This is a genomic window from Aeromonas sp. R6-2, from assembly GCF_040908155.1.
Lineage (GTDB): Bacteria > Pseudomonadota > Gammaproteobacteria > Enterobacterales > Aeromonadaceae > Aeromonas > Aeromonas schubertii.
On record NZ_JBFODE010000074.1, the window covers coordinates 1 to 23,534 of the forward strand.

Here is a 23,534-nt window from a genome sequence, read left to right on the forward strand (position 1 = left end):
TAGAATACCGGCCTGTCACGCCGGGGGTCGCGGGTTCGAGTCCCGTCCGCTCCGCCACTAAATTTGAAGGCCTTCCCAAACGGGAAGGCCTTTTTACTTTCTGGCGTATGCGGACAGGAATAAGGAAACAAGGGACAACAGACTGGGCTGCGACTTGCTGCTGGCAACTCGGTCCCTGTCTGTTGTCCCTTGTGCTTGAGCCGGACTGCTGAAGGAGGTCGGGCTGCGCCCTCCACTTCAGCCGCTGGCGCGGCTGCCGCTCCGCCATTCATTTCGAAGGCCTTCCCAAACGGGAAGGCCTTTTTGCGTTGGTGCAGTTAGCTATGTAGTATCGCCGGTATTTAGGGGCACTCAAAAGTAGAGGTTATGCGGCCTGTGCCAGGCGCTGTTTCGGCGTGTAGCCACCCAGTGCCATATTGGGCCGCTCATGGTTATAAACCCACAACCAGTTCGTAGCAAACGCCTGTAGTTCATTTGGTGACTCAAACGGGTGTTGTCCCAGCCAGTCGTAACGCACCGTTCGGTTAAACCGCTCGATGTAGGCATTCTGCTGCGTGGATATACCTCAGCCCTATTCCCTCTTGCTTTACCCAGCGCTTGAGCTCCTTCGCTGATGTATTCCTGGCCATTGTCACAGCGGATTGCGGCCGGTTTGCCCCGCCACTCGATCACCTGCTCCAGCGCCGTTTGACCCAAGGAAAAATCCACCTCGATGCACAGTGCTTCGCGGTTGAAGTCGTCGATCACATTAAACAACCGCACCGAGCGGCCATCGCTGAGTTGGTCATGCATGAAGTCCATCGACCAACACCGATTAGGCTGGTCGGGGACGGCCAACGGCTCCGGTTTGGCACGCACCAGCCGTTTCTTGGGTTTTATCCGCAGATTGAGCTCCAGCGCCCGATAGACCCGGTATACCCGCTTGTGGTTCCAGCCAAAGCCTTTGACGTTACGCAGATACCGGAAGCAGAGCCCGAAGCCCCAGCTGCGCTGGTTGGCGGTGAGGCGCACTAGCCAGTCGGCAATCTCCTGATTTTCATCGGCCAGCACGGGCTGATAGCGATAGCAGCCCTCGCTCACCTTGAACACCTGGGGAGCCAGGCGGATAGAGATGCCGTAGTGAACCACGGCCTTGGTCGCCATCTCCCGGCGGGCAGATGGCGTCACCACTTTTTTGCCATGATCTCGGCCTTGAGGCGCTCCTCGGCATACCTCTTCTTAAGGCGGCGGTTTTCGTCCTCCAGCTCTTGGAGACGAGCCATGAGGGAGGCATCCATCCCGCCGAGTTTGGAGCGCCACCCGTAGAAGGCCGTGGTGCTGATGCCATGCTCGCGGCAGAGCTTCGCGACGGGTGAACCGGCCTCGGCTTGTTTGAGGGCTGCGATGATCTGGGCATCGCTAAAGCGTGATGCTTTCATGTAGAACCTCCTGCATTCACAGTACGGGAAAATTCTACTTATGAGCACCTCAGGTTTTCGGGGGGATGACCAGGGCAAGAAATGAAGAAGGGCCCACCTGAGTGGACCCTTTTGAATTTGGCGGTGAGGGAGGGATTCGAACCCTCGATACGTTGCCGTATACACACTTTCCAGGCGTGCTCCTTCAGCCACTCGGACACCTCACCAAATTGTTTTTGGTTTATTGTTGGTGGCTGCGCGGAGCACGCTCTGCGCGCTTCTTTATGTCGACCTTGTCGACGGGCAGCCACTCGGACACCTCACCAAATTGTTTCCGGTTTAATGTCAGTGGCTGTGCGGAGCACGCTTTGCGTGCTTCTTGATGTCGACCTTGTCGACGGGCAGCCACTCGAACGCTAAACCAAATTGTCGATTGTTTTTACGTGGTCAATCGCCACGGCACTCTGTCGTAATTTGGCGGTGAGGGAGGGATTCGAACCCTCGATACGTTGCCGTATACACACTTTCCAGGCGTGCTCCTTCAGCCACTCGGACACCTCACCAAATTGTTTTCGGTTTAATGTCAGTGGCTGTGCGGAGCACGCTCTGCGCGCTTCTTGATGTCGACCTTGTCGACGGGCAGCCACTCGGACACCTCACCAAATTGTTTTCGGTTTAATATCAGTGGCTGTGCGGAGCACGCTCTGCGTGCTTCTTGATGTCGACGTTGTCGACGGGCAGCCACTCGGACACTTCACCGAAAAGTGTTGATGGTGGATTAACGTGGCCCATCGCCACCGCCCCGGCCTTGTCGCTGGAACGGGGCGTAATCTAGGGGAAAGCCGGTGTGGGGTCAACCATTTTTCCCCTTATTTTTCATGTTCTTTGCCGTTTGCGCAGGGGGTAGGCAAAGGTCGCATACTTTCTCACCTTATGGCTGATCCAGCACTACCAGATCATCCGAGAGCTCGTTGCGATCATGGGTTGGCGGGAAGGCGTCGGCCAGGACCTCGCCGGTACGGCGCACACACTCCACGAAGCCATCTTCGACCTTGCCACGACGCACTTCGGCAACGAAATCGTCGATGATCTCCTGCCATACCTGGTTGTCGATATGCTGGGCCACCCCGTCATCGACCAGGATCTCTACATAGTGCTCGGCAACCGAGACAAAGATAAGCACGCCGAGGCGCTCACGGGTGCGATGCAGTCCTTGCTCGATAAACTGCAGCCTGGCCATCAGGGAGGCGCGATGGCGCTTCACCGAGGCGGGAACCAGCAGCATCTTGATGGGACGCCACTGAAACAGCAGGGTGAGCAGCAACCAGACGCCCCACTGGATCATCAAGACGTCGTGCCAGGCCAGCCAGAGACCGAGCTCGTGGAGTACCAGGGGGGTGAGCATGGCGAGCAGAGCGGCCCAGAGGGTCGGGATAAAGCGATACCCGTCGCTGGCCGGGGCCAGCACGGTAACCAACTCGGCATCGGTGGCCTGCTCGACCTTCTTCACCCGAGCGTTGAGGGTGTGAATAAATTGCTTGGATAACATTGCTGGGTCCTCGAATTACCAACCACCGGAGGCGCCACCGCCACCGAAACTGCCGCCACCGCCGCGAAAACCGCCGCCACCGAATCCGCCCGACAGACCACTGCCGCCGCCGATGTAGATACCGCGTCGGCCACCGCGACCTCCACCACCCCGGCCACCTCGGAAGGTTTGCAGCAGGATCATGATGATCACCATGATGACGAAGAGCCAGAAGCCGTTATCCTGCTTCTCTTCACTCTGTGCCTGATATTGCCCTGCCAGGGCCTGCTCGATGGCGGTGACACCGGCATCGATGCCGGCAGCCATGTCTCCCTGACGGAACTGGGGCAGGATCCGGGTCTGAATGATGTTGGAGGCAATGGCATCGGGCAGATCGCCCTCCAGGCCGTAGCCCACTTCGATGCGAACCTTGCGATCCTGGGGAGCCACGATCAAGAGCAGACCATTATTTTTGTCCTTCTGGCCGATGCCCCAACGGCGGCCCAGCTGATAGCCGAACTCTTCGATGGGATAGCCTTGCAGGGAGGGGAGGGTGACCACCACCAGTTGAATGGTACTCTGGCGCTCGAACCGGGCGAGGCGATTGGTCAGGCTCTGGCGCTGGCCGGCATCGAGCAGCCTGGCCTCATCGACGACCCGGCCACTTAAGGCCGGAAAATCGGGGGCCGCCTGCAGTGCAAAGGTGCAAAGCAGTAGCAAGAACAACCAAGGTCGGGGAACCGCGCTCATTGGAAGCTCACCTTGGGAGCCTCGTCGCTACCCGGTTTGGCACTGAAGCCGGGCTTGGCGTCGAGATCCGAGTAGAGCAGCTTGGACCAGATGACGCCGGGGAAGGTGCGGATCTCGGTATTGAAGCGGCGCACCGACTCGATATAGTCGCGTCGTGCCACGCTGATGCGGTTTTCAGTGCCCTCCAACTGGGCTTGCAGCGTCATAAACTGCCGATCAGCCTTGAGCTCGGGGTAGCGTTCGACCACGACCATGAGGCGGGAAAGGGCGCTCGAGAGTTGATTTTGGGCCTGCTCATAAGCCTGAAACTGGGCCGGATCGCTCACCTGCACGCTGCCCACCCGGGCGCGGGCATCGGTAACGGCTTTGAGGGTCTCTTGCTCGTGCTTGGCATAACCTTGCACGGTGGCCACCAGGTTGGGGATGAGGTCGGCGCGGCGCTGATACTGATTCTCCACCTGGGCCCAGCTCGCCTTGACCTGCTCATCGAGCTCGGGAATGGTGTTGACGCCACAGCCTGTGAGCATAAAAAGCAGGGGGATCAGGGCCAGCATCTGTTGCAGGCGGCGCCGTAACGTGCGCTCTATCATCTTGTTCTCCTTAATGATTTGAGTCGTATCACCATATCAGGTTGGTATGGGATTGAACATCATCCACAGCGCTCGGGCAGCGAGGGGGGGGGGCGTACCCGAGAGACCCTGGGTAACTGGGGCTTGTCTTTGAGCCAGGAGGCGAGCTCTTCGCCACAGCCATTACCGGGTGGGATCGGCGCCTGGTTTACACACTCCGGGCTGCCCGGCGGGCAGCTCAGGCGCACATGAAAATGGCTGAAGTGCCCGACCCAGGGACGCAACTTGCCAACCCAGGCGGCGTTGGGCGCACGGCGACACACCTCACCCTTGATGGCCGGGTTGATAAAGATGCGCTCCACCCGGGGAGATTGGGCGGCCAGACGAAGCAGAGTCATCTGCTGTTGGCCGAAGCGACCCGGTAAGAGGCGATAGCTGGGCTCGTCGATGAGGGGCCACTCACGCGGGGCATCACGCTCGTTGTCCCCGATGGGCTTGTCGCTCATGCGAAACCAGATATCCGCATCGAGGCCTGTCTGGTGGCTGCTGTGTCCACTGCGAAAGGGGCCGCCGTGGGCCATGGCCAGATCGGCAATATAGAGGTTGGGCAGCCCCGCCTGACGGGTTTGGCGCGCCAGCCGCTCCAGATAGTCGATAAGATCCGGATGACCGTAATAGCGCAGCCGCTTGGCACGGATCACCTCGTAGCCTGTGCCCGAGAGGGGGAGCGCCTCGGCGCCTTTCAGACAGCCGGCGGCATAACTGCCGATGGCCTCTGCCTGCAAGGTGGCGGTGAGTAACAGGGTTGCGAGCATAAAAACCGGGCTCCTGGCTGGGTGTCGTCATGAAAACGGTGGGAAGAGCATACCAACAACAGAGGGCGACAGGCACTCCCTTGCCAGCGACTTGGCCGGTCGCCACAATAGGCCCCCGATCTCAGGAGTCTACTATGCCCCCGCTTACCGTGACCGCTCTCAGTCGTCGTACTGAAACCACCCTGTTGATGCCCGCCGCACATGCCTATCGACCTGTGATTGCCCTGATCTTGCTGCTGGCCCTGCTGGCGAGCAGTTGGGGGGCCGCCGGTTGGGGAGCCATGGATGCAGCCCGTTGGGCGGCACTCACGTTTGGGGGCCTGGTCGCGCTGATGCTTCTGTTGCCCCGCAGCTGGCAGCCCTGGCGGCTGGCCGAGCTGGGCTGGGACGAGAGGCACCTCTATCTGCTCTGCCCGAGTCGGGATCTGGCCCTGGCACTGCCTCGCAGCGTGCTTTACGGGGTGTGTCTCGAGCGTCAGCTTGGACATCAGGGGGAGTGGCTGGGCTTTGCCCTGGATCTCACACTTGATGAGGCACAGTTGGCAGAGGCGCTCGCCCTGCTCCAGCTGGGGCGAGAGCAGGCCTACGAGATCAGTCCCGGCATCTATCGCTTCGCTTTTCGCCGCGCCTGGCACAGCCAGCGTGCACTAAAGCGGGTGTTGGCCTCCCTGCAGGAAGGCTGACTAATGTCTCGACAATTCAGTCTAAAGACCGGATACTGCCCAAGGAGTGACTTGCCTGTTTGCTGTGGTTTGGCTGTGACAGGGAAGGCCGGGAGAGTCCCGGCAAGCAGCCCGAAGGGTTGTGCCCTTACCTTGGGGTGGTGAATGCACAGTGAAGGCACCTGAATCGAGAGTGGATGGCATGAAGATTTATGTAGGAAATCTGTCGTACCGGATGACCAATGACGAACTGGAGCGGATTTTTTCTCAGTTTGGTCAGGTCGAGAAGGCTGACATCATCATGGATCGTGAAACCGGCAAGTCCAAGGGTTTCGGGTTTATCGAGATGCCGGTTGGCAGCGAAGCCGAGGCGGCGATCAAGGGGCTGCATGGCACCGAAGTCGGTGGTCGTACCCTGACCGTCAACCAGGCCAAACCGAAAACGGATGCGCCGCGCCGTCCACCGCGCTCACCGCGCCACTAATGCAGCGATGCAACAAGAGAAGGCACCCATGGGTGCCTTCTTCGTTTTTGTTTGAAGCAACCCGGGCTCAGGGGACGTCATAGCCCAGTGCCGCCTTGCGGATGCGAAACCACTGCTGACGCGACAATCCAATATCGACAGCGTTTGCCGCCTGTGCGATCCGCTCGCGTTTGCCCGAGCCCAGGATGGGCAGTGGCCTGGAGGGGAGCATCAGCACCCAGGCGTAGACCACCTGCTCGATGCTGTCACAACCCAGCTCGGTACGGATCGCCTCGAGCTCCTGGCGAAGGGGCTGATACTCGGGCGCGCTGAACAGGCGGCCACCGCCGAGACAGGACCAGGCCATGGGGCGGATCCCCAGCTGCTGACACTGATCCAGAGTGCCGTCCAGGGTCACGCCCTGCTGGAGGGGCGAGATCTCCACCTGGTTGGTGACCAGAGGGAAGGGAAGGCGGGACTGCAGCAGGGTGAACTGGCTCGGGGTGAAGTTGGACACCCCGACGTGGCGTACCTTGCCAGCCTCTTTAAGGCGCACGAAGGCATCGGCAACCTCGTCGGCCTCCATCAGGGGGTCGGGTCTGTGAATGAGCAGCAGATCCAGACAATCGACACCGAGGTTGGAGAGAGAGCGCTCGGCACTCTCGATGATGTGATCGCGGCTCGTGTTGTAGTGGTTGAGCCGGTGGGCCGGATTGGCGGTCAGCGCAATACCACATTTACTCACCACCTCCATGCGATCGCGCAGGGAAGGCTCGAGACGCAGGGCGGCACCAAAGGCCGCCTCACACCGATATCCGCCGTAGATATCGGCGTGATCTATGGTGGTGATGCCGAGATCGAGGTGAAATTTCATGAAATCGAGCAGCTCGGCGGCAGAGAGCTGCCACTCCATCAGGCGCCAATAGCCCATGATAAGACGGGAGAACTCGGGCCCTTGGGGGTGCAAAGAGAGGCGTTGCATGGTGAAAGCTCCGTGATGACAAGGGTCCCATCTTGGCCAAGGTAGAGGTGGGTGGCAAGAGAGGGGCACCTCCTGGTTCGAACTCTGGTTCTATCTGTTGACGGGAACGGGTCATCACCCGGGCTTTTGGGTTAGAAAAGGTATCATAAGGTTCCCATGTCGGTGAATCAGATCATACCGCTGCTGGTCAACTTCTTTATCAAGAAGATCGCCAAGCGGATGCGCCGCACCATCACCGCCATTCCTGCCGATGCCATGAAGATGCTGGTCTCGCTCCCCTGGTACGGCAACATCCGCGAGCTGAAGAACGTTATCGAGCGGGCCGAGCAGACCGGCCTCACTCTGGCGGGCTTCTGTCGGCCCGGCCGGGCAGAAATCTACAGTGGTCATCAGCGACTGTTGTCGGAGTGATGCCTTGATCCCGAGGGGGGGCAGTGACAAGATGAGGCCCGTTTTCACTCGAGCCGGAGTCTTCTTATGTCCGGATTTGCCGAACGCCTGGCTGCGCTCATCGGGGAGGGGAGCATCAGCGCCTTCGCCCGCAAGGTGGGCCTCTCCGAGGCGCTGATCCGTAAATACCTCAAGGGGGCCGAGCCGGGCCTGGCCAAGGCCAACCAGATCGCCATGGGGGCCAACTGCTCCCTGGAGTGGCTCGCCACCGGCTGTGGTTACCTCTACCGTCAGGCCGAAGTGGTCGACAGGGAGGCCCTGCTGGCCGCCCGCAGCCTGCTCGCCGAGCAGGAGAGCCTGCCGCCCCTGGAGACCGAACAGCTGGTCAGGCTGCTTGCCTATTATCAATTCCTGCGCACCCACAAGAAGGGGGACGGCTTTCTCGATCTGGCCCTCGCCCGGGAGTTTGGCCGCCGCCTGGAGGATGCCTGAGCCCTGTTGCCTCGACCGCCGGCAAGGCGGGGTGACGATATTACCTTCTGTTATCTCTTTTCAATAAAGACTCGGTTAAGTCTAAGTTCAGCCTGGCATGACTAGGTTGAAGCGTGGACCGCCTTCGTGCCGGGGGGCGGTATATCCCCTGGACATGGAGTCACCGATGAAATATCGCATCATACGTCTGGATGAGCTGATGGCTCACGACGCCCTTCATATCGAAGCCCATCTTGCCCATGCGCACGTTGACGCGCCGCCGGGCATGAGCAAGGCAATGGTGTGGCGGGGGCTCGAGTCCGGAGAGCTGCTCCTGTTGGCCGACACGCCCGATGTCGCCCTGCTGAAGCCGGGAGCCCAGGGGGAGTGGCTGATCAGCGAACGCGCGGCGCCACTGGTGAGCCAGGAGGTGCAGACGCGGGTGCAGGGCCGGCTCGGGGCGAGACAGGGCCCGAGCGGGATGGGGGGCGCCGCGGCACCCTCCCAAGGGGGGCAGGTGGCGGGGGGATCGGGGGAGGCGTATCCCTACCCGAGCGAGGTGATCGTCCAGGATACCGAGCCCCGCGAGGTGTTTCACTACGCGCTGCAGGTGACCTGTCCACCCGCCTCCCTGCAGCGCTTTATCACTCCCCATTTCACGTTGGCCGGGACGGCGCAGGAGCGGGAAGTGACCCTGATGCCACAACCGGATCCATGGGGGACGCGCTGGGTGGCCACCACCCGAACCTCCCTGCCCCGGGGCTTGCGGGTCATGAGAGGGGGGGGGCTGTCATGAGGGGCTGGGCATTGCCGAGGTGACGCCACAATCGACCCCGGGAGTCGTGAAGGAGCGTTATCTGGCCCTCATGCCCACGGTGCGGCTCGGTCAGCGGTTGGTCTTTCCCGCTCACGGTTATTACTACCACTTCGTCGCAGGGCGCCTGGCCCAGGAGTATGAGATTGTCTCGGGATGGGCCTTTGCGCGTACCCGCAGCGCCGGTGGGCGGCTGGTCGATGAGCGCGATGAGGGGCTCCAGTCTGCCCTGCTGGTCTTTGACCAAGTCGACGGGGCCGCGCCGGGTGAGCAGCACCTGGCCTATTGCCCGCAGCGCCTTGAGCAAGACGAGCTCGATGCCATCTCCCCCGAGTGGTTGCAAGCTCACGCCCTGCGCCTCGATCTGGCGGCTGTGCACAGCGCCATCGGCGAAGGCGCCGATGCCCCCACCGCCTCCCTGCGGGCACCCGCCGAGATAAACGCGGCCGCCAGTAGCCACTACCCCTGTGGCCAGACCCATCTCGACAGCGGGCGCCGCTACTTTGCCATTCGCAGTGCGCAGCTGGTGGACAGGCATATTCCCCTGGTCAACCTGTGGCGGGTCTCTGCTCGTGTGGCCTATGTGATCAACACCATCTTGCCTTACGGGGAGCTGGCGCGACTGCCCGAGGTAGTGGCGGCGATGCCCCGGGGATTGGCGGCCGACACTCTGCAGCGGGTGGCCATCGTGCTGGGGGTTAACGGCCCGGAGGCGGCCGGCGAGGCCGTAAGGGCGGCCGTGGCAAAGGCTAATGAGGGGCTGGCCAACCTGGCCGTTGAGGTGCAACTGGTGCCCATGACGTTTAGGGGCAGCAAGTTTCCCTACGGCACCATGCGAAACACGCTCATGTACAGCGAGGCGACCTTGAGTCTGGTGCGCCACTTTGCCGGGCTGGGGTGGGCGCCCTATCTGTCGTTTCAAGACTTCGACACCGGCTCGCGCTTGCTGGAAAGCGGCCTGCATATTTTCGACGATATCGATGCCAGGTTGGCCGAAGACGAGAGCGGCGGCACCCTGCGTCCCCTGATGATCGCGGGTGGCTACCGGCCGCAGCCGCGAGAGAGGCTGATCGCGATGACGGCGGCGCGCTATCCCGACCACCTCATGCCACAGGCGCACCGGCAAAAGCTGGATGCCTTCGAGGCGGCCATTCGGGAGGACATGGGGATCCGGGTTCGCTACGCCGCCCTGGATCCCATGCTCCCTTATGCCCCCGAACCCAACCTCTTTATCGATGGCACCCTCTTGCTAAGGGAGGGGGCGCGACCCGCGTTCAGTCCCAATGGCGCCGAGTACGAGGGGCTCTCCTCCAGCCTGGTTGCCTGTAACAGGGCCGAGCTGGAGGCGCATTTTGCACCTCGCTTCGAGGCGGCCGGCGAGGCGCCGGTGCCGGTGAGTCGACACCCGGTGGCACAGCCCGCCCTATTGGCTCCCGATCGGGAGGAGATTGCCAGCCAGTTGGAGATAGCGTCGCAGACCAACCGACACCCTTGGCGGGGCATCTCGTTTCTCCTCGACTTCACCATGACGGTGGAGACGGATCTGTCGCGGCTCGCCTACTCCTATCTCTCCAAAAACAAGCTGCCCCAACTGCATAATCTGACCTATCTGGTCACTCGACTGTTCCAGACCCGGGGGGACAAGAAGGGGGTGAAGCTCAGCGAGATCCGAACCCGCTTTGACTATGAGGCCGCCATGGCGGCGGCGATGGAGGCGGGTTTTGAGCCGGTGCGGGAGTTTCTGGAGCGGCACCGGCAGGAGCTGGTCGGGATGGAGGGGGCCCGTTTTGCCGATTACTTTGCCCAGCGCTTTAGCGAGCAGGGGGTGTTTGCCGATCGCCACTATAACGTCCCCCCCTCACACCAGGCCGCTTTTGCGTATCAGGTGGCCATCGAACCGGCACTGGCCAAGCGGCGACGTCTTGAATAAGCCAGCCTGATGTAACCGACCACTGAGAATGAAAAAACCGGGAGCAGCCGAAAGTAAGTGGGATCTCGTGGGACAAACTCAAGGCTGGCAAGGCTTAGAGGGTGATTCGGTGATGCCAGGCACGGGCGGCATCAAAATGAAAGAACACGGACGATCTTCAGGGGGGGGCGTTGAAAATGAAAAACAGGCTGACCGCCTGTTTTTTCCGTTTGTGGTTACAGCTAGTGGTTTAAATCCGGGTTTAAGCGACTGTCTGTAGCGCCGTCATTTAAAAAAAATCGTGCCCGGCCCAGACTACCTTGCCGATCACGGCCAGGCTCTCCAGCTGGTTGGCAGGAACGACCTGCAGGGGGTAATCAACCCGGTTATCGCTGATGATGGTGATCCCGCCATCGAAGTTCTTCTGCAAGCGCTTGGCATAGAGTTCCTCTCCAAGCCGCAACACGAAGATGGATCCGTCTTCGATCTGATTCTTGCTGATATCGACCAGGATGGAGTCGCCAGAGTGAATGGTGGGTTCCATGCTGTCGCCTTTGGCGAAGACCACCACCAGGTTATCCGGGCTCAACTTGCGAAACGTGAGCCACTTGCGGCGAAATGCCAGCTTGCGTTTAACCTCATGATCATCATTAAACGCGCCATGGCCGGTACTGACGGTGACATGGTAGCCATCGATCAGCGCGTACTCCTCATCAAACTCATCACGACGCACCGCCTGCTCGGCAACTCCATCGGGATGTTTCGGGCCCTGACCCGTGGCCAGCCACTCCAGATTCACATTGCACGTTCGTGCAATTCGCAGCGCCTTGTCGATGGTGGGCAGCGAATTGAACGGGGGGAAGTATTTGCGCATCCCCGACTCACTCATCCCCACCAACTCGGCGAATGCCTTGTAGCTCAGACTCCCACGTAGCTCGTCCAGGCGGTCACTCAGAGTATCCATTCCAACCGTCAGAAAAGATACCTCACCGTCTTTTTGTGCTGATTGTGGTTTTTCTTCATAACGCTCTGACATACAAGGAATTCTCGGCTAGTGGCTATTGCTGGTGAGTCGATAGACAAAAAATTCCGCACAAAAAGACTTGTCAATCTTTTTGGGGTGATCAATCATTCATATGTGACGCATTGCGACATAAAATCATTCTTTTATGAATGATAAAGATACGCGCCGCGACACTTGATGATACCGAAACGGGGTGAGTATGTCAGGGAAAACACCAGAGTGGATCAGGGCTGAGCTCATAAAACGCGGATATTCCCAGGCTGCTTGGGCCCGCGCCAAAGGGTTGCATCCCAGAGCAGTGCAGCGCTGCATCAAACAATATGCCCCCTCCATGGGCGTCAGCCCCAAGCGCAGGGAAAGCCGTTCCATCATGGCGCAGCTTTCCGACTCGCTGGGCATCGACTTGCTGGGAGGTGGCCAATGAGTACCTGGTTCACCGCCCAAGGGTTGGCCGGATTGATTGGCATGCCAGCCTATCCCGATGGTGTGCGCAAAAAGGCGGAGCGTGAAGAGTGGCAAAGTCGCAAGCGCGAGAAAGGCAAGGGCGTTGAATACCACATCAGCTCGCTGCCCGCAGAAACCCGACGTTTTCTGGCGGAGCAGGCCGTCGCCCAGCAGGGGCAAGCGGTGACCGATCATGCGGCCGGCGGCAAGGCGATAGCCAAGCTGCTTGCCCGCGAGGTGCCGGTGAAGCCGGATGCGGGGCGTAAATTGCTGACCCTGGGCGCTGTCGCCCGCAAGAAGGTGGATGCCCGACTGTTGATCCTGCAGGCCGCCGATATCTTCCTGACCCCTTACCAAGCCTGCCAGCAAGGGGAGGTGGGACGTCGTGCCTTTATCGAGGCATACCGTACCCGCAGCCTGTCACTCCCAGCGAGTGTCTATGAGCAACAAAAGCCGTTCAGCCTGATCACCCTGCGCCGCTGGCAAGGCACCCTGGCGGATGCCGGTCCGGCGGCGCTGGCTGGCAACTACCAGCGGGAGCGGCCATCCAGCGTCGAGCAAAGCCCGGATCTGGCCCGCTTCCTCACGGCATTGATCACTGCCAAGCCGCATCTGGCCAACAAGTGGGGGGCGCTGCATGAGCTGGCGACCCAGTACAGCGAGATGAACCAGCTTGGCTGGCAGATCCCGAGCCAGTCCTCCCTGCGACGCTGGCTGGTCAAGTGGCTGGCAGAGAACAAGGTGGCCTTTACCTATGCCACCAACCCCGATGCCTACAACAACAAGTACCGCACCGCCATCGAGGAGATGTACCCCTGGATGGGCCAGCCCAACGACGTGTGGGAGTTCGACAGCACCCCCGTCGATGCCATGTTGGTGGAAGGTCGCCACAGCATTATCGCGGTGATCGATGTGTTCACCCGTCGGGTGCGGTTGCTGGTGGCCAAGACCTCATCGAGCGAGGGGATCTGCTTGCTGCTGCGCAAGACCCTGCTGACCTGGGGCACCCTCAACGACAACGGGGTGATGCGTACCGACAACGGCTCCGATTACGTGAGCCAGCGGGTCATGTCCATCTGCACCCTGCTCGGCATGAATGTCAGCCGTTCCAACGCCTATTCGGGATGGGAGAAGCCCCATATCGAGCGCTTCTTCCGCACTCTCTCTCACGGTCTGATCGAGCTGCTGCCCGCCTATATCGGGCACTGCGTGGCTGATCGCCAGGTGATCGAGGCTCGCAAGAGCTTTGCCGAGCGGTTGGAGGAGAAGCGCAAGCCGAATGCGGAGAAGGAGCTCTATGAGCTGGCCATGACCGCGGCCGAGCTGCAGACCCTGCTCGATGACTGGCTCGATGCCCGCTATCACAACCGCAAACACAGCTCGCTCGGGATGACCCCCAACGAGAAGTACCAAAGCGCCCGTTACCAGCGCCGCGCCATCGTCGATGAATCGGCGCTGGATCTGCTGCTCAACCATATCGGTGAGGCCACGGTATCCAAGGGCTTTATTAAGGCCGGCGGCCTCAAATACAGCGCCCCGGAGCTGCTGGAGAACAGCTGGAAGAGCCAGCGGGTCAGCGTGTTCCTCGACCCGAGCGATGTGGGCCGGGCCATCTTGTACCGCACTGGCGACTGGAACGAGCGGATCGAGGCGGTGAACCTCGACCTGCTGGGCAATGGCGTCAGCCCGGATGCCTTCCGCGCCGCCAAACGTGCCGATGCCAAGGCGTTGGCCAGCTTTCGCCGCGAAATGCGCAGTCTCGCCAAGACCTTCGGCGTCAACGAGCTGCATCAGGATGTGGTGCGTCACTTCGTTGACCAGGCCCGTGATGTGGCCCAGTTCCAGCGCGGCGATCTCGGGCTCGATAACCCGGCATTGGCCGCACTCTCAGGCGTTGCCGCTCCCCGCGAACCGGCACAATTCAGCGCCGCCGAACTGGCTGCGATAGAAGCTCGCCGTGAGGAAAAAGCGGCCCGTGCCCAGGCGGCGGCCGGGCAGGAGTCCAGGGCGCTCAAGACCGAATACGAGCAGGCCATCTATCTGGCCGAGAAGGAGTTGGATGCCCCGCTGACTGAGCGGGAAAAGGAATGGCTGACCAAGTACCTCTACAGCCACAAGTTGATGGCGAAACGGATTTATCGCCATCTGGAAAAAATCAGGGCCACTCGCAACACCCAAGCCAAAGGTTAACGAGCGGCCCTGCTGAACCATGAACAAAAGGACAAGAAGACTATGAGACACAAGATCGTCGAAGTCAAAAACATGATCAAGACCGAGCAACTGCTCGACAACCTGCTTAACCGCTCCAGCATCGTGCCGGGCATTGGTTTGATCCACGGGCCATCCGGTTTTGGCAAGACCACGGCCGTGGAGTGGCTGTTCAACCAGGACGAAGTGAACGGCATCTACGTGCGCTGCTACAAGGCCGACACCGTGACCAGCCTGCTGGAGCAGATCGCCAAGGAGATCGGCATTCCCCAGCGCCACAACCTGCGGGGACAGGTGGACAGCATCGTCGAAGCGGTGCGGGCTGAGGAGCTGGCCATCTTCGTGGACGAGGCGGATTACGTGGTCGGCAATGCCCGCATCATGGAGACCCTGCGCGATATCTACGACGCCACCGAACAGCCGCTGATCCTGGTAGGGATGGAGGAGATTGCCCGCCGCATCAGCCAGCGCAAGCAACTGTTCAACCGCATCTCCCAGTGGATCGAGTTCAAGCCGGCGGACCTGGAAGACGTCTCCCTGATTGCCAGCGAAATGCTGGAGGTGGACGTGGAGATCGACGACGCCCTGCTGGACCTCATCCGCAAACGCTCCAACGGGGTGGTGCGCACCATCGTCTCGGCCCTGGACAAGATCGAGAAGATGGCCATGGCCTCCGATGCCCGGATTATCCGGCTGGAGGACGTGGACGCCAGCGAACTGCTGCATGACGTGCGCCGCAGCCGGTAGCCACTGGATTCCAGCAAATAACAACAAAGCACGGGAGGGATACCAGTGGTCGGGAAAAGTGTAAACACCAATGCAGAGACGGCTTGGCAGTGGATGTGCCAGCAAGAATCCTTTGATCTTTTGGAGTTAGCGGCAGCCAGCCCATTAAAGCTGGGGAATGTCTATCTGGTTGTTCGGCGCTGGTTGGCAAGTGGCCATCTGCGCTGTGTCTACCAGAAACCATTTGGTCGCCGTATATCGTTCCGGGGCAGTCGTTATCAGGTTGTGGATGCAGCGCTAACACCTCAATTCGGGTCAGGAAACCGCAGCACCAAGCACCGCAAGAAGCGGCGGATACGGCGTAAAACGGTTCAACAAAAGATGTGGAACACCATGAAAATCAGCCGTTTTTTCACCCTGAATGACCTCGCGATCACGTCTGGGGTAGATGACAGCGGCGCGAGTACCTTCACCACCTTCCTGGTCCGGGCTGGTTATGTCCGGCTGGTGGACAAGATTGAGCGTTTCAAAGTGAAGGGTGACCAGAATCGCTACCAGTTGGTCAGGGATACAGGGCGATTCGCTCCCATGGTCAGGGCCACACAGGGGGGATGCTGGGATCAAAACGAACAGCGTTTTTACCAGTTCGATGTGAAGGAGGCCCCTCATGGACACGTGGCTTGAGGTTCTGCAAGCCGAGGTGGCTGCCAGCTCGTTGGCCGTGGTGGCCGACAAGCTCGGTCTGTCCCGCACCACCATCAGCCAGGTCTGCAACCAGAAGTACCCGGGCGATCTGGCGCGGGTACAGAAGCTGGTGGAGGGCAACCTGATGGGCCACAAGGTGATCTGCCCCATTCTGGGGGAGATCCCGGTGCATCAGTGCCTGGCCCATCAGCGCCGACGGGCGGATGAGGTCGGAACCAGACCGATGGATATCAAGCTCTGGAAGGCGTGCCACAGCGGCTGCCCCCATAGCCAGCTCAGCGAGGATCAGCAACTGCGCCGGCCGATGCGTCTTGCCGTCGAACAGGGCTGCAGAGGTGGGGACAGAAGCGTCCGTTATGACGCTGACGCCACCCTCTCCAGATTGCGCCGCCAGGCAAAAAGCGATGGTGAGAACGCCAGCAACAGCCTGCGCATTCTGGCAGAGCTGCTGGCCGAAGAGCTCAAGATCCTGGGCATCAAATACAACCGGTTGCTCGACAAGGTGGAGAAGCACGGCCAATAAACCAGCGGGCTCGGGGTGTGCGGTGGGCCCAGTGAGACATCACAAGGAGAACGGGATGAACAGAAATCTGCAAAACACGGCCGACCAGCTGCGTCTCTGGTTGACGGCGAACGGTTGCAAGGTCCGCACCGGCCAGGTGCGCGATACCCCGCTGCTGATGGTGACCGGTCCCTTGCCGCCGGAGATGACTCGGCGGGCCGTGTGGGGGCGCGAGTACCTGGCTGGCGTGGTCAGCGAGGTGGCCATGGTTCGCTTTGGTGGCTGCCTGCTGCACTGGCGCCAGTAATCGACCACCGAACAATAACGGGATAAATCAAGGAGAGCCTTATGCAAGAAGCACAGACCAAAGAGACGACGCCGATGCGGCAGAACGCCCAGGGGCACTGGGTACCGGAGAACCTGATCGCCCCGGCTGACAAGCTGCGCGATGAGGTGGTGATGGGCATCATCGCGGCTGCCAAGGAAGAGCGCTCACGCCTGGCGGCTTTCAAGATCGGCTCCATGCAGCAGATCGCCGACTTTGTGGACCTCTCGGCCGAGCGATACGGGGTGGCCTGGGGTGGCACCAAGGGCAATGTGACCCTGCTCAGTTTCGACGGTCGCTACAAGCTGATCCGGGCGGTGGGTGAGCACCGCAAATTTGATGAACGGATCCAGGCGGCCAAGGTACTGATCGACCAGTGCATCGCCCGCTGGAGTGATGGTGCCAGCCCCGAGATCCGCGCCCTGGTGGACCACGCCTTTCGGGTGTCCAAGGCCGGTCATATCGACGTCAACCAGGTGCTCTCCCTGCGTCAGCTCAATATCGACGACGCCGATTGGGAGCAGGCCATGCAGGCGATCGCCGACGCCATCCAGGTGACCGGTACCAGCCAATATCTGCGGCTCTACGAGCGGGACGCCCAGGGGCGTTACGTTCAGATGAGCCTGGATCTGGCGAAGTTGTAAGGGAGGAGTGCGCGATGGATATCAACGTAGAACAAGCCGAAGAGCAACTGCAGCTCTGTGAACAGATCAGCGAGACCGAAGGCACCTGCTATCCCGATGACACCTATGAGGATGGCATCAAGGCCGCGTTGTTATGGGTGCTGGGGCTGGGCCCGGCTCCGCTGAGCGAAGAGGAGTACCAGGATCTGATGCCGCTGCAGTTCGAGCAGTAACGATGCGAAACAGGGCGGCCATGCCGCCCTGTCTGCCCGGCGTGGTGGCCGGGCACTGATGAGCAGCCGGAGGATGGATGGATAACGTGAAAGCACTTCTGAACACCAGCGTGGCCGATGCGAAAAGCTCCCTGGAGTGCCTGCTGATGAGCAATCCGCAGCAGGCTCTGGACGATGCGCAACTGGCCGTTGATTTCATCAATCAGTACGGTCAGGCCATCAATCAGAAGTCCAGGATGGCCATGCTGGCCACCATTGTGAGCAAGGCACGAAAGCGCCTGGTCAAGTAAGCGAAACGGGGGCTTTCCCCCGTCTGCCTGGCGTGGTGGCCGGGCACTGATGAGCAGCCGACCTGGGCCCAGGTCTTCACCGCCTCGAACAAGGAGCACGGCGATGACCAAAACAGAGATGGATATTCGGCTTACCAAGATATTCAGTGCGGCCGCCATTGCACAGGCGACCCCTGATAAACGGGCTGTGTGCAGACAGCTCAAGCAGTTTGATAGAGAGGCTCGTGCCCAAGGACTGTTTGCCCTGGCAGGGGAGGCCAGCCAGATGCGCTGGCAACTCGTGGCTGAGCTGCAGCAAACCAGAGCAGCAGAGGTCAGCCATGGCGGCGTCTAATTGGCAGGGTTTGCTGGCCTATGTGATGAAGTTCGGCCCATTGAGCCAGCAAGGGGCCGAGCAGTGGCTCGATCGTCATTGTCCGCAATGGCGCAGTGGGGGCGACGTGGTCGCTGGCCAGATCTGGGTGGCAAAAGTGGGGAAAAATCATGACAGCAAGCAATGAACGTACCCGCTTGATCCGGTTGGTACAGGTGGGCCGCCGCTCCCTGGGGCTGGATGAAGAGACCTATCGAGAGCTGCTGGCCCAGCAGAGTGGTAAGCGCTCGGCTGCAGAACTGACGCTCCAGGAGTTGGACAAAGTGCTGCTGGCGATGAAGGGGGTGGGGTTTAAACCGACCGTTAAACGTGCCGTAAACGGGGGCAAACCAAAGCGTTTAAGCCCTGCTCGCGGTGCCCCGACCAGGACCGCCGAGATAGGCGTGATCCGGGCTATCTGGATCACCATGCACCGCCACGGCCTGCTGCGCGATGGCAGCGAGACGGCGCTCAATCACTATGTTGAGCGTCAGACGGTGCGGATCAACAACGGGGTGGGTGTGGCCGAGGTGGCCTGGCTCAGCGAGGCGTTGGCTTATCCGGTGCTGGAGTCCCTCAAGCACTGGCATAAGCGGGAGATGGTCAAGGCCCTGCAGGCTGCCAAAAAACCTGTCCCCATCAATGAGAAGACCGGGCGGGTGGCAGGCTATCAGGCCGTTGTGGCGGCCTTCGAGCAGATGCAGGCGGAGGTACAACATGGATAGCAGTCAAGAGAATCTGGACCTGTTCGCCGATGACCATGAATCCTTGGGACAGTTGGTGGACCGGCTGGATCAGATCCCGGCGGCCGAGCTGACCGCCAAGTGGCCCAAGGCACTGGCCGAGCTGGTCGATGTGTTCGCCTGTGAGCTGGGGCGCGGCGGGATGGCGGCGGATAAGGCCTTGGCCCAGGCCCGCAAGCTGGCATTGGTGCAGGCCCACTATATGGGGGGCCGCGCCTACTACATCCCCACCGGCGATCATCTCAAGGCCGCGCTGCGGGACAGAGCCATCTGGGATGAGTTTAACGGCCGTAATATCGACCAATTGGCCCGCAAGCATGGCCTGTCGGTGCCCCAGACCTATGCGGTGGTGGCGGAACAGCGGCAGTTACAAAGATCAAGAAGCCAATTGAGATTGTTTGATGAGCAATGAAGTCCTGTGTTCTAGCACTCTCTCTTCCAGAAACGTATACTCCGATGCCTATGGTTAAAGACGATATCGAGTTCCACATGCAGCAGAAAAAATACCGCCTCATTGACCTTTTTTCCGGAGCTGGGGGGATGACACTTGGATTTACAGACCATCGTTTTGGCGGTGGCTTTGAGTGTGTCCTGTCGGTTGATAACAATGCAGCGGCTATGGCTACCCATGAGGCCGCGTATGCTGCACCATGCATAGTGGGTAACATCGAAGAGTGGATTAAAACGAATCCCGTTATACCTGCTGCAGATGTTGTGATCGGTGGTCCTCCTTGCCAAGGATTTAGCCTTCTCAATAAGAACAGAGATGGAGATGGAAGGCGTGCTCTATGGGAACCCTATATGGATGTGGTGCAGCTCTGTGGCGCGAAGATGTTTGTTATGGAGAATGTAACGGAACTACTGCGTTCTGATGAGTTCCTCGACATAACAAAACGAGCTGGTGATATGGGGTTTCATCTAATATCTGACGTGTTCAATGCGGCAGATTATGGGACACCTCAAACGAGAAAAAGAGCAATCATCATTGGTTGGAAAAAAGGATTCGTTGAAGATCCAAGCCTTCCTGCCCCAACACATTCAAAAGACCCCGAGAATGGCCTGCTGGCGTGGCGAACAGTAAAAGATGCTATTGCAGATCTCCCCGAACCAATAGGGACAGAGATACGCGATTGTAAACCTCCACTGAATCTCCACTTTGGTCGCAAGCCGACAGATGTTAGCTTGGCGCGTTATAAAGTTGTGCCTCCTGGTGGAAACCGATTTGATCTACAAAAGAATGCACCGGAAATCACCCCCGCATGCTGGATAAAGAAAACTTCTGGTGGAACAGACTTGTTTGGGCGGCTGTGGTGGGATCGCCCAAGTGTGACGATTAGAACTGAATTTTTCAAACCTGAAAAAGGGCGTTATCTACACCCTGAAAAGCATCGACCCATTACTCATCGTGAAGCGGCCAGACTGATGGGGTTCCCTGATGATTTTCCTTTCAAGGGCTCTAAGACCGAAATTGCACGTCAGATAGGTAATGCTGTGCCACCACCGTTGGCTGGTGCAATTGCGAACGCAGTTTATCGCGCACTCGCTAATCAGACCTCAAGCCAAGCGGCTTGAGGTCGTTCTGAAACTCGGGGAAAGTATGGCAAGAAGATCTCGTCAAGAAGATCCAGAAGTTTTACGCAAAAGACTACTTATTCTTATTCAGAATTTTGAAGATGAGCTTCAAAATGGAGACTTAAGAAGCAAAGTGATAGCGTTGGTCCCTGCTCATCATGTTTTTCGCGATCTTGGGAGTTCTCTTATCCCGCGGGAAGATGCCAAATCGGCACGGGACAGAATTGAGCGATACTTTACTAGCTACCCACGTCAGATTATCAAAGGAGACGAACTGATGGTCGTCTCAGGAATTGGCGAATGGGCTAGGAGAGTCCGAGAACTCCGGGTTCAATTTGGATGGAGTATTGTCACTGGCATCACAGCAAAAGAGATGCTGGATGAAGGTGATTTTTCACTAAGTGAATTTAGTGGAAAAAAGCTCCGCCCTGATGACTATGTCCTGCTGGATGAGCGTCAAGATAAAGAAGCTGCATATCGTTGGCATACTGCCAATGATATTCGAAAAAAATCAATTGCAGTACAAGATAAGTTACTGGAGTTTCTGAAAGCAAACGTTGGGCAACCTGTCACAGGCGAAGAGCTTCGCTACGTGGCTAAAGACAAAACAGAATGGGCTCGTAGAGTTAGGGAGCTAAGAACAGAAGAGGGTTGGGCCATTGCAACACGTACAACAGGCCGTCCTGATCTTCCGAACGGAGTTTATGTGTTAGAAAACACTCATCAAACTCCGCCCCATGACCGAAAAATACCTGATGAGGTTAGACGCTCAGTCTTGGTAAGAGATAAATACTCGTGCCAAAAATGTCATTGGAACCATGGCATGTGGAATAAGGCAGACCCCCGCCATCTGGAATTACATCATATTGAACATCATGCAAAAGGTGGGGCGAACACAGAGTCAAATTTGATTACTCTTTGTACCGTATGTCACGATAAAGTGCACCGTGATGAAAGAAAAATGTAAGTACCCAATATGGCCAAGATGGATACATAAATAGTCAACAGTTAGATATCTTGGCCGTTCGTACTAATCCACCATAAACCCGCCCCATTAAGGCCCCTCGGTACGCTGCGATAACGCAGTTAATCGAGGGGCCTTTTATGTTGCCTGATACCTATCCCATAGCGCTTGCCTGGTTGCTCCGTCCCGATGTGGAAGGGGGGGAGGTCAACCACCCGGCCGACCGTGGCGGCCACACCAAGTTCGGCATGGCCGATGCTGCTGACGGCAAGAAAGACGGCATGCTCGATCTTGATCGCGATGGCCGGCCAGACATTGCCGTCGGTGATGCTACCCCTGCCCATGCCCAGTTGTTTTACCGAGCGAACTACTGGCTGCCCGCCCGTTGCGATCGGGTTGATAGCGTCTGCCCGCTGATAGCCATCGCCCTGTTCGACGGCGCCGTGCATCACGGCCCTGGTCGTTCGGTGCGCCAGTTGCAGCAGGCGCTCGGTGTCATGGTCGATGGGGTGCTGGGCTCGCAAACCTTGCGGGTGCTGGCCGCCAAGACCGGCCGGGATGGTGGCCGGGCCCTGCTGCTCGCGCTGCTTGAGGTCCGCGCCGGTTTCATGCTTGGCATCGTGCGCAAAGACCCCAGCCAGTGGGCCAATGCCCACGGCTGGAGCAACCGCCTGCTGCGCTTGCAGAGTTACCTGCTCTCGACCCGGTTTGGGGAGGGGGCGGCATGAGCAAACCCAGCCTCATCAACAAGCGCCGCCAGGCGTTGCAAGGGATCCAGGCCGCCGGCTATTTCGGCATCCCTGAACTCAAGAACCCCCGTTACCTCGCCTGCTTCAAGGATGGGCGTCGCGCCCATCTCAAGGCCGCCCTGGCCGGTGCGGATCTGGAGGCCATCCCGCTCTACAGCCATCACCCCACTCGCCAATCCCTGTTTGCCCAGGGCTGGCGGTCGGTGGGCGAGCTGGATCGCCTGCGGGCCCGTGCCCGTCTTACCCCAACCCAACCTAAGGAAGCCCATCATGCCTGATTCTCTGTTACCCCAAGCAAAGCCTGCGCTCCAAAGCCGCGCCGTGATCGGCGGCATCATTGCCGTGGGGGCCGGTATCGCCAGCCTGTTCGGCGTGCCGGTCGATGTCGGTACCCAAACCAGCCTGGTCTCCACCGCCGTGGATCTGGCCAGTGCCATCGGCGGCCTGCTGGCCATTTGGGGGCGCCTCAAGGCGACCCACGTCATCAAATAAGCCATCAAGTAGGGCAGGAGACACTCTTGAGCGACCCCATAGACCGCGCCCAGCAGCTCGACGCCGAGCGGACCGGGCGCCTTATTGACGCCCACCGGGCAAGGCCCAAACCCCGTGGCGATGGCATCTGTTGCGATTGTGATGAGCCCATCCCGATTGCACGGCTGCATGCCGAACCCGATGCACCGCGCTGTATCGAGTGCCAGACCCTATTCGAGCGCAAGGAGGCTGTCCGTGTGGGAATTCATCGTTAAGAACTGGGGGCCGCTGTACGCCCTGGCCAGTCTGGTGGGGTTGATCGTCATCATCCTGCTCTCCAAGACCTACGCCAAGCGTGAGGATGTTACCGGCCTGGCCGCCAGGGTGGCCAGGGTCGAGCAGCAACTCTCGGATCTGCCGACCGAGAAGGAGCTGCACACCTTGCAGCTGGAGATCAGCGAATTGCGCGGCGAGCTGCGGGCGTTGGCGCCGGAACTGCGTCAGGCCCGCCGTCTTGCCGACCTGCTGCTGGAAAATGAACTCAAGGAGAGACCATGAGCATTCAAGGAATATTGGACGCCCAGCAGCGGCTGGTGATCTTGCGATCCTTGCTCGATATCGGCGGGGCCGCCAACGAGTCGATCCTCAATGACTGCCTCGACCAGCTGGGTACCGGCCGGGTGTCTCGGGATCGGGTCAAGACCCTGCTGGCCTGGCTGGATGAGCAGGGGCTGGTACGCATCGAACGCCTTGCCCAGGTGCAGGTGGCCCACCTCACTGGTCGGGGTCAGGACGTGGCCGAAGGGCGATCCAGCGTGCCGGGCGTCAAGAAGCCCCGTGCCGAGGATTGAGG

General features: G+C 59.6%; 32 protein-coding genes, 2 tRNA genes, 2 other RNA genes and 3 pseudogenes. 30 read left to right on the plus strand and 9 right to left on the minus strand.

Features of this window, described 5'->3' with window-relative positions:
• Positions 1-364 precede the first annotated feature (364 nt).
• The 7 genes and pseudogenes from AB5Y48_RS19970 to mepA form a co-directional block, all read right to left on the minus strand.
• Positions 365-1,418: pseudogene (locus AB5Y48_RS19970) on the minus strand (IS3 family transposase).
• A 118-nt stretch (positions 1,419-1,536) separates the two neighbouring features.
• Positions 1,537-1,624: transfer RNA gene (locus tag AB5Y48_RS19975), tRNA-Ser, on the minus strand.
• Between the two features lie 248 nt (positions 1,625-1,872).
• Positions 1,873-1,960, minus strand: a tRNA-Ser gene (locus tag AB5Y48_RS19980).
• Positions 1,961-2,328: 368 nt separating this feature from the next.
• A complete protein-coding gene (locus tag AB5Y48_RS19985; RefSeq protein ID WP_136613400.1) occupies positions 2,329-2,946 on the minus strand; it encodes a TPM domain-containing protein in 618 nt (205 codons plus the stop codon).
• Between the two features lie 15 nt (positions 2,947-2,961).
• A complete protein-coding gene (locus tag AB5Y48_RS19990; protein ID WP_224163327.1) occupies positions 2,962-3,675 on the minus strand; it encodes a YgcG family protein in 714 nt (237 codons plus the stop codon).
• Entirely contained in the window at positions 3,672-4,229 is a 558-nt protein-coding gene (locus AB5Y48_RS19995; RefSeq protein WP_224163336.1) for a LemA family protein, read from the minus strand. Before AB5Y48_RS19995 ends, AB5Y48_RS19990 begins: the two co-directional genes overlap by 4 nt.
• Positions 4,230-4,324: 95 nt before the next feature.
• Positions 4,325-5,059: a penicillin-insensitive murein endopeptidase gene (mepA, locus tag AB5Y48_RS20000; RefSeq protein ID WP_368165540.1), complete on the minus strand. Its 735-nt coding sequence runs from the start codon at positions 5,057-5,059 to the stop codon at positions 4,325-4,327.
• Between the two features lie 134 nt (positions 5,060-5,193).
• Between mepA and AB5Y48_RS20005 the strand changes: the two genes are divergently transcribed.
• Both AB5Y48_RS20005 and AB5Y48_RS20010 read left to right on the plus strand, forming a co-directional pair.
• A complete protein-coding gene (locus tag AB5Y48_RS20005) occupies positions 5,194-5,742 on the plus strand; it encodes a hypothetical protein (RefSeq protein WP_136613403.1) in 549 nt (182 codons plus the stop codon).
• A 181-nt stretch (positions 5,743-5,923) separates the two neighbouring features.
• On the plus strand, positions 5,924-6,205 hold the full coding sequence (locus AB5Y48_RS20010) for an RNA-binding protein (RefSeq protein WP_081606482.1): 282 nt from the start codon (positions 5,924-5,926) through the stop codon (positions 6,203-6,205).
• A gap of 67 nt (positions 6,206-6,272) precedes the next feature.
• Here AB5Y48_RS20010 and AB5Y48_RS20015 read toward each other — a convergent pair whose 3' ends face one another.
• Entirely contained in the window at positions 6,273-7,166 is an 894-nt protein-coding gene (locus AB5Y48_RS20015; protein WP_224161244.1) for an aldo/keto reductase family oxidoreductase, read from the minus strand.
• Between the two features lie 174 nt (positions 7,167-7,340).
• On the opposite strand from AB5Y48_RS20015, the pseudogene AB5Y48_RS20020 reads away from it, so the two are divergent.
• The 6 genes and pseudogenes from AB5Y48_RS20020 to AB5Y48_RS20045 form a co-directional block, all read left to right on the plus strand.
• A pseudogene (locus AB5Y48_RS20020) lies at positions 7,341-7,490 on the plus strand (two-component system response regulator GlrR); the annotation flags it as partial.
• Positions 7,479-7,577 (plus strand): annotated as a pseudogene (locus AB5Y48_RS20025) (formate dehydrogenase accessory sulfurtransferase FdhD); the annotation flags it as partial. The pseudogenes AB5Y48_RS20020 and AB5Y48_RS20025, both read left to right, overlap by 12 nt.
• A gap of 66 nt (positions 7,578-7,643) precedes the next feature.
• Positions 7,644-8,048: an XRE family transcriptional regulator gene (locus AB5Y48_RS20030; protein WP_136613406.1), complete on the plus strand. Its 405-nt coding sequence runs from the start codon at positions 7,644-7,646 to the stop codon at positions 8,046-8,048.
• Between the two features lie 166 nt (positions 8,049-8,214).
• A complete protein-coding gene (locus tag AB5Y48_RS20035; protein ID WP_368165541.1) occupies positions 8,215-8,823 on the plus strand; it encodes a hypothetical protein in 609 nt (202 codons plus the stop codon).
• Positions 8,824-8,842: 19 nt separating this feature from the next.
• Entirely contained in the window at positions 8,843-10,771 is a 1,929-nt protein-coding gene (locus tag AB5Y48_RS20040) for a hypothetical protein (RefSeq protein ID WP_368165542.1), read from the plus strand.
• A 28-nt stretch (positions 10,772-10,799) separates the two neighbouring features.
• Positions 10,800-11,030: a hypothetical protein gene (locus tag AB5Y48_RS20045; RefSeq protein WP_368165543.1), complete on the plus strand. Its 231-nt coding sequence runs from the start codon at positions 10,800-10,802 to the stop codon at positions 11,028-11,030.
• Positions 11,031-11,039: 9 nt separating this feature from the next.
• Here the strand turns inward: AB5Y48_RS20045 and AB5Y48_RS20050 are convergent, their stop codons facing one another.
• Complete coding sequence (locus tag AB5Y48_RS20050; RefSeq protein WP_180898599.1) at positions 11,040-11,786, minus strand: helix-turn-helix transcriptional regulator; 747 nt, start codon at positions 11,784-11,786, stop codon at positions 11,040-11,042.
• Positions 11,787-12,194: 408 nt separating this feature from the next.
• On the opposite strand from AB5Y48_RS20050, the gene AB5Y48_RS20055 reads away from it, so the two are divergent.
• From AB5Y48_RS20055 to AB5Y48_RS20160, 22 genes are all read left to right on the plus strand, one after another.
• Positions 12,195-14,408 (plus strand): DNA-binding protein, encoded by a 2,214-nt coding sequence (locus tag AB5Y48_RS20055; RefSeq protein WP_368165544.1) that lies wholly within the window; start codon positions 12,195-12,197, stop codon positions 14,406-14,408.
• Between the two features lie 42 nt (positions 14,409-14,450).
• Entirely contained in the window at positions 14,451-15,173 is a 723-nt protein-coding gene (locus tag AB5Y48_RS20060; RefSeq protein WP_210600163.1) for an AAA family ATPase, read from the plus strand.
• Between the two features lie 45 nt (positions 15,174-15,218).
• Entirely contained in the window at positions 15,219-15,836 is a 618-nt protein-coding gene (locus tag AB5Y48_RS20065) for a hypothetical protein (protein ID WP_128296939.1), read from the plus strand.
• The gene (locus AB5Y48_RS20070; protein ID WP_368165545.1) at positions 15,820-16,380 is read left to right on the plus strand and encodes a transcriptional regulator; all 561 of its coding nucleotides are present in this window, start codon (positions 15,820-15,822) and stop codon (positions 16,378-16,380) included. The genes AB5Y48_RS20065 and AB5Y48_RS20070 overlap by 17 nt, the downstream gene beginning before the upstream one ends.
• Before the next feature lie 55 nt (positions 16,381-16,435).
• Complete coding sequence (locus tag AB5Y48_RS20075) at positions 16,436-16,666, plus strand: hypothetical protein (protein WP_109421874.1); 231 nt, start codon at positions 16,436-16,438, stop codon at positions 16,664-16,666.
• A 41-nt stretch (positions 16,667-16,707) separates the two neighbouring features.
• The gene (locus tag AB5Y48_RS20080) at positions 16,708-17,328 is read left to right on the plus strand and encodes a DUF3164 family protein (protein WP_368165546.1); all 621 of its coding nucleotides are present in this window, start codon (positions 16,708-16,710) and stop codon (positions 17,326-17,328) included.
• Between the two features lie 14 nt (positions 17,329-17,342).
• Positions 17,343-17,540, plus strand: a complete 198-nt coding sequence (locus AB5Y48_RS20085) for a hypothetical protein (RefSeq protein WP_042074589.1) — start codon at positions 17,343-17,345, stop codon at positions 17,538-17,540.
• Positions 17,541-17,542: 2 nt separating this feature from the next.
• Positions 17,543-17,612: hammerhead ribozyme type II (locus AB5Y48_RS20090), an RNA gene on the plus strand.
• Between the two features lie 5 nt (positions 17,613-17,617).
• Positions 17,618-17,830: a hypothetical protein gene (locus tag AB5Y48_RS20095; RefSeq protein WP_104452622.1), complete on the plus strand. Its 213-nt coding sequence runs from the start codon at positions 17,618-17,620 to the stop codon at positions 17,828-17,830.
• Positions 17,829-17,893: hammerhead ribozyme type II (locus AB5Y48_RS20100), an RNA gene on the plus strand. The genes AB5Y48_RS20095 and AB5Y48_RS20100 overlap by 2 nt, the downstream gene beginning before the upstream one ends.
• 40 nt (positions 17,894-17,933) lie before the next feature.
• Positions 17,934-18,164, plus strand: coding sequence for a hypothetical protein (locus AB5Y48_RS20105; protein WP_214004492.1), 231 nt, complete (start codon positions 17,934-17,936; stop codon positions 18,162-18,164).
• Positions 18,151-18,330, plus strand: a complete 180-nt coding sequence (locus AB5Y48_RS20110; RefSeq protein ID WP_368165547.1) for a hypothetical protein — start codon at positions 18,151-18,153, stop codon at positions 18,328-18,330. The genes AB5Y48_RS20105 and AB5Y48_RS20110 overlap by 14 nt, the downstream gene beginning before the upstream one ends.
• Complete coding sequence (locus AB5Y48_RS20115) at positions 18,314-18,907, plus strand: gp16 family protein (RefSeq protein WP_368165548.1); 594 nt, start codon at positions 18,314-18,316, stop codon at positions 18,905-18,907. Before AB5Y48_RS20110 ends, AB5Y48_RS20115 begins: the two co-directional genes overlap by 17 nt.
• A complete protein-coding gene (locus AB5Y48_RS20120) occupies positions 18,900-19,337 on the plus strand; it encodes a Mor transcription activator family protein (RefSeq protein ID WP_216987536.1) in 438 nt (145 codons plus the stop codon). Before AB5Y48_RS20115 ends, AB5Y48_RS20120 begins: the two co-directional genes overlap by 8 nt.
• 77 nt (positions 19,338-19,414) lie before the next feature.
• Positions 19,415-20,497: a DNA cytosine methyltransferase gene (locus AB5Y48_RS20125; protein ID WP_216987535.1), complete on the plus strand. Its 1,083-nt coding sequence runs from the start codon at positions 19,415-19,417 to the stop codon at positions 20,495-20,497.
• 25 nt (positions 20,498-20,522) lie between these two features.
• Positions 20,523-21,464, plus strand: a complete 942-nt coding sequence (locus AB5Y48_RS20130) for an HNH endonuclease (RefSeq protein WP_216987534.1) — start codon at positions 20,523-20,525, stop codon at positions 21,462-21,464.
• A gap of 137 nt (positions 21,465-21,601) precedes the next feature.
• Complete coding sequence (locus AB5Y48_RS20135) at positions 21,602-22,189, plus strand: glycoside hydrolase family 108 protein (RefSeq protein ID WP_216944069.1); 588 nt, start codon at positions 21,602-21,604, stop codon at positions 22,187-22,189.
• On the plus strand, positions 22,186-22,488 hold the full coding sequence (locus tag AB5Y48_RS20140) for a hypothetical protein (protein WP_202014426.1): 303 nt from the start codon (positions 22,186-22,188) through the stop codon (positions 22,486-22,488). Before AB5Y48_RS20135 ends, AB5Y48_RS20140 begins: the two co-directional genes overlap by 4 nt.
• A complete protein-coding gene (locus AB5Y48_RS20145) occupies positions 22,481-22,702 on the plus strand; it encodes a hypothetical protein (protein ID WP_368165549.1) in 222 nt (73 codons plus the stop codon). Before AB5Y48_RS20140 ends, AB5Y48_RS20145 begins: the two co-directional genes overlap by 8 nt.
• Before the next feature lie 26 nt (positions 22,703-22,728).
• Positions 22,729-22,956: a TraR/DksA family transcriptional regulator gene (locus AB5Y48_RS20150; protein WP_323898028.1), complete on the plus strand. Its 228-nt coding sequence runs from the start codon at positions 22,729-22,731 to the stop codon at positions 22,954-22,956.
• Entirely contained in the window at positions 22,937-23,239 is a 303-nt protein-coding gene (locus AB5Y48_RS20155) for a DUF2730 family protein (protein WP_010674004.1), read from the plus strand. Before AB5Y48_RS20150 ends, AB5Y48_RS20155 begins: the two co-directional genes overlap by 20 nt.
• The gene (locus tag AB5Y48_RS20160) at positions 23,236-23,532 is read left to right on the plus strand and encodes a hypothetical protein (RefSeq protein WP_104452627.1); all 297 of its coding nucleotides are present in this window, start codon (positions 23,236-23,238) and stop codon (positions 23,530-23,532) included. The genes AB5Y48_RS20155 and AB5Y48_RS20160 overlap by 4 nt, the downstream gene beginning before the upstream one ends.
• Positions 23,533-23,534: the final 2 nt, after the last annotated feature.